The following is a 4,913-nucleotide window of genomic DNA, read 5'->3' on the forward strand; positions in this document are numbered from 1 at the left end:
GCCGGCCGGTCCGCGTGGTCGTCCGGGGCCGTGTCGTCGCCCGGGGCCGTGTCGGCGTCCACCGGGCCCGTGTCGTCGGCGTCGGCCGGGGTCTCCCGGACCGGGTTCACCGTGCCCGTCGTCCGGGGCAGCACCGACACCGCCGCGTAGGGCTCCCGGCCGACGGTGAAGTGGTCGTCGATCCAGGCGGTCTCGAGCACGGTGCGCCGGTCGGCGGTGGCGACCAGCTCGGGTGACTGGCTCGTGGACGAGCTCGACGTCGGAACCGCCCACAGATGCACCCGGACCCCGTGCTCCTGGGCCTTCTCCACGGGCACACACAGGTCCTCGTCGCCGGTCACGAGGACCACGTCGGCCACCGCCCGGTTCCGCGCCAGCGTCACCAGGTCGGCGTGCAGCTCGGCGTCCACGCCCTTCTGCTGCGGCGGCCCCTCGCCGCGGAGGACGAGGTTGCCCAGACGCACCTTCACGTCCCGCAATGCGCGCAGCACACGGTGCTCGGTGGTGGGCTGCCGCTGGAACGCCGCGTCGTACCAGTAGATCCGCAACACCGGCAGCCCGGTCTCCCCCTCCGCGCGGACCCGGATCGCCTCGATCAACGCGGCGTAGTCGGGGCGCAACCGGCTGCGGTCGCTCCGGAGCCCGGTGAGCAGCGTGTACGCTCCGCCCAGCAGGTATCCCGCATCGACCAGCACGGCGCATCGGTCCACGGTGTTCCCCTTCGTCCACACCACCCCCGACGGTGTCGGCGGCGCGGTGGCTTGTCGGCGTCCGGTCGAGACACTACCGGCCGGTCGCGGCGCCGACAGCGCCCGGCGGACGACGGGCTCGGCAGCGCCCGGGGAGCGGCGGGGTCGGCGGTCGGGGATCCCGGCGGGCACCTCAGCGGGCGAACCAGCGTTGTGGCTCCGGCGCGGTGTTCTCGTAGATGTGCTTCGGCTCCTGGTACTCGGCCAGCCCGGCGTGCCCCAGCTCACGGCCCACCCCGGACCGCTTGAACCCGCCCCACTCCGCCTGCGGCAGGTACGGGCCGAAGTCGTTGATCCACACCGTGCCGTGGCGCAACCGGCGCGCCACGTACTCGGCGCGCCCGGCGTCGGCCGTCCAGACGGCGGCGGCCAGCCCGTAGGTCGTGTCGTTGCCGATCCGTACCGCGGTGTCGACGTCGGCGTCGGTGAACCGTTCCACGGTGAGGATGGGGCCGAACGTCTCCTCGCGGACCACCCGCATGTCGCTGGTGCAGTCGTCGAACACGGTCGGCAGGAAGAAGAACCCGTCCTGCAGCCGCGGGTCGTCCGGGCGGCGCCCGCCGGTCAGCAGCCGGGCGCCCTCGTTGATCCCGATCTCCACATAGGACTCGACCTTGTCCCGGTGCTCGGCCGAGACCAGCGGCCCGCTCTCGGTGTCCGGGTCGAGCCCGTTGCCGAGCCGGATCCGTTCGGCCCGGCGCACCAGCTCGGCCACGAACCGGTCGTGCAACGAGTCCTCGACCACGAGCCGGGTGCCCGCCGAGCACACCTGCCCCGCGTGGAAGAACACCGCGATCAGCGCGTAGTCGATGGCGGCCTCGAAGTCGGCGTCGGCGAAGACGAGGTTGGGGTTCTTGCCGCCCAGTTCGAGCGCGACCTTCTTCACCGTCCGCGCGGCCTGGCTCATGATCGCGCTGCCGGTCTCCAGCCCGCCGGTGAACGACACCATGTCGACCTCGGGGCTGTCGACCAGGAAGGAGCCGACCGTGCCGCCGGGGCCGAGGACGAGGTTCGCCACGCCGGGGGGCGCACCGGCCTCCTCGATCAGTTCGGTGAGCTTGATCGTGGTCAACGGTGTGGACTCGCTGGGCTTCAACACGATCGTGTTGCCGGCCGCCAGCGCGGGGGCGACCTTCCAGCACATCTGCAGCAGCGGGTAGTTCCACGGCGCGATGAGCGCGCACACCCCGAGCGGTTCGTAGATCACCCTGCTGCGCACCGACGGGTCCCCGGCGTCGACGAGCCTGCCCGGGTCGGACTCGGCCTGCGTGGCGTAGTAGCGGAACACCCCGGTGACGTCGTCGACGTCGATGCCGCCCTCGACGAGGGTCTTGCCGGTGTCCAGTGTCTCCAGTCGCGCGATCTCGGCACGGTCCCGCTGGAGCAGCTCAGCCACCCGGTACAGCAGGGCGGACCGGCGCCGGGCGGGCCAGCCCGGCCACTCGCCGTCCTCGAATGCCGCCCGCGCGGCCGCGACGGCGGTCCGGGCGTCGATCGTGTCGGCCTCGTCCACCTCGCGGACCACGGACCGGTCGTAGGGATTGATCACCTGCCGGGTCGCGCCCGCGGAGGCGGCCACCCAGCGGCCGTCGATGAACAGAGTGGACATTGCGGCGATCCTTTCGCCGATCGGCGTGGCCAGCGTGATTCCGGGAATCTCGTTACCGTTCTGCACAGACGATAGAGCCTGGTGTCCCCCCGCACAGCGTGAGCGGACCGGCCGTGCCCCGGCCGGGGCGCCACGACGCCGGGACACCGGAACCGACCGGATCGAGGTGAGTGCCGTGACCACCGGTGGTGACCCACACCGGCCCGCCGTGCAGGCCGACCCCGGCACGGACGAACTCGGTCCGGGGGACCGCGGTGTCAAACGACTGGTGTTCCTCGGCTCCGGCACCCTGATCGTCGCGTTGTCGATCTGGGCGATCGTCACGCCGACCGGGGCCGAGAACGCGATCGGCACGGCGGTGTCCTGGATCTCGTCCGGGCTCGGGTGGTACTACTTCCTGGCCGCCACGCTGTACCTGCTGTTCGTGCTGTTCGTGGCACTGTCCCGGTACGGTCGGGTGAAACTCGGCCCGCAGCACGCCACCCCGGACTACGGGGTGTTCGCCTGGGCGGCGATGTTGTTCGCCGCCGGCATCGGCATCGACCTGATGTTCTTCTCGGTCGCCGGGCCGGTGACGCACTACCTGTCGCCGCCGTCCGGGGACCCGGCCACCCTGGAGGCCGCACGGCAGGCGGTGGTGTGGACGCTGTTCCACTACGGCATCACCGGGTGGGCGATGTACGCGCTGATGGGGATGGTGCTCGGGTACTTCGCGTTCCGGTACCGACTGCCGCTGGCGATCCGCTCGGCCCTCTACCCGCTGATCGGCAGGCGCATCCACGGACGGGTGGGTGACACCGTCGACCTCGCCGCCATCATCGGCACCATCTTCGGCATCTCGGTGTCCCTGGGCATCGGCGTGGTGCAGCTGAACTACGGCCTGCTGTTCCTGTTCGGCATCCCCGAGGGGGTGGCGGCACAACTCGGTCTGGTGGGGGTGGCCGTGGTCATGGCGACCGTGTCCGCCGTGGCCGGTGTGGACCGCGGGATCCGCCGGCTGTCGCAGCTCAACGTGATCCTCGCGATCGTGCTGATGCTGTACGTGCTGGTGCTGCAGGGGCCCGCCCAGCTGCTCGAGGCGCTGGTGCTCAACATCGGCGACTACGTGAGCCGGTTCCCGTCGATGACCCTGAACACCTTCGCCTACGACCAGCCGGTCGAGTGGCTGAACAACTGGACGTTGTTCTTCTGGGCGTGGTGGATCGCCTGGGCCCCGTTCGTGGGACTGTTCCTGGCGCGGATCTCCCGTGGTCGCACGCTGCGGGAGTTCGTCGCCGCGACCCTGATCATCCCGTTCCTGTTCACCGCCACCTTCCTGTCGGTGTTGGGCAACAGCGCCCTCGACACGGTGCGCCGGGGCGACCTCGCGTTCGGCCTCACCGCGATGAACTCGCCCGAACAGGGCTTCTACGGACTGCTCGACCAGTACCCGGGGGTGCTCTTCAGCGCGGGCCTGGCCACGTTCGTCGGGCTGCTGCTGTACGTGACCTCGGCCGACTCCGGGGCGCTGGTGATGGCGAACCTCAGCTCCCGGCTGCCCACCCCGATCAGCGACGCGAAACCGTGGCTGCGCGTCTTCTGGGCGCTGGCGACCGGTCTGCTCACCATGGCGATGCTCATCGTGGGCGGCGTGGACGCGCTGACCAGTGCCACGATCATCATGGGCCTGCCGTTCTCGTTCGTCATCTTCGCGATCATCTGGGGTCTGTACAAGGCGCTGCGGGTGGAGCGGTTCCGGGACGACGCCCTGCGGACGACGCTCCCCTCGTCACTGTCCGAACGCACCACCGTGCCTCCTCCCGGACACGTGACGGGCTCCTGGCGCAACCGGGTGCGGCGCATGCTCAGCTATCCCGGCAGGCGCACCGCGCACCGGTTCGTCGACGACGTCGCCCGGCCGGCACTGCACGAGGTGGCCGGGGAACTGCGCGAGCAGGGTCTGGACGCCACGGTCACCGAGGAACCCGACGAGCACATCGACCTGCCGCACCTCACGCTGCGCGTCCCGATGGGCCCCGAGCAGGGCTTCAACTACCGGTTGCGGCCACGGGAGAAACAGACGCCCGCGTTCGCCATGCGGTCGGTGGCCGAGGCCGACACCTACCTGCGGATGGAGGTGTTCCTGCCGGAGGGCGGGCAGGGCTACGACGTGCTCGGCTACACCCGGGAGCAGGTGATCGCCGACGTCCTCGACCAGTACGAACGCCATCTGGAGTTCCTCCGGATGCACCGCGAGGTCGAACCCGGCCAGGTGCTGCCGGACCACGCCTCCCGGCACAGCGACGCGCCACCCGAGGAGTCCGGGTGAGGGCGCGCCTCACCGGATTGCCAGCGCGATGAGCATCGCCAGCCGCTGGTCCGGGTCGTCGAGCCGGAGGAGGGTGACCTCGCTCATCCGGCGCATCCGGTAGCGCACGGTGTTCGGGTGCACCTCCAGGGTCGCCGCAGCGCGGGCGAGGTCGCCCTGCGCCCGCAGCCACGCGGAGAGGGTGGCCACGTAGCGGGTGCCGTGGTCCCGGTCGTGCCGGGCGAGGTCGGCGACCGGGCCCCGCCGC

At 71.1% G+C, this 4,913-nt stretch carries 4 protein-coding genes; 1 reads left to right on the plus strand and 3 read right to left on the minus strand.

Features of this window, described 5'->3' with window-relative positions:
• Together SACPADRAFT_RS26515 and SACPADRAFT_RS0208725 are read right to left on the minus strand one after the other, a co-directional pair.
• Nucleotides 1-710, minus strand: a 710-nt coding sequence (locus SACPADRAFT_RS26515) for an NYN domain-containing protein (RefSeq protein WP_157577120.1), incomplete at its 3' end; no start/stop codon positions are given.
• Between the two features lie 172 nt (nucleotides 711-882).
• Nucleotides 883-2,358 carry an aldehyde dehydrogenase family protein gene (locus SACPADRAFT_RS0208725; protein ID WP_007026500.1) on the minus strand — a complete coding sequence of 492 codons (1,476 nt, stop codon included), beginning with the start codon at nucleotides 2,356-2,358 and terminating at the stop codon, nucleotides 883-885.
• 175 nt (nucleotides 2,359-2,533) lie between these two features.
• Between SACPADRAFT_RS0208725 and betT the strand changes: the two genes are divergently transcribed.
• Nucleotides 2,534-4,666 carry a choline BCCT transporter BetT gene (gene betT / locus SACPADRAFT_RS26520; RefSeq protein ID WP_007026501.1) on the plus strand — a complete coding sequence of 711 codons (2,133 nt, stop codon included), beginning with the start codon at nucleotides 2,534-2,536 and terminating at the stop codon, nucleotides 4,664-4,666.
• 9 nt (nucleotides 4,667-4,675) lie between these two features.
• On the opposite strand, the gene SACPADRAFT_RS26525 is transcribed toward betT, so the two are convergent.
• The coding region (locus SACPADRAFT_RS26525; RefSeq protein WP_007026502.1) for a helix-turn-helix domain-containing protein at nucleotides 4,676-4,913 on the minus strand (238 nt) is incomplete at its 5' end.

Source organism: Saccharomonospora iraqiensis subsp. paurometabolica YIM 90007, from assembly GCF_000231035.2.
Taxonomy (GTDB): Bacteria; Actinomycetota; Actinomycetes; order Mycobacteriales; family Pseudonocardiaceae; genus Saccharomonospora; species Saccharomonospora paurometabolica.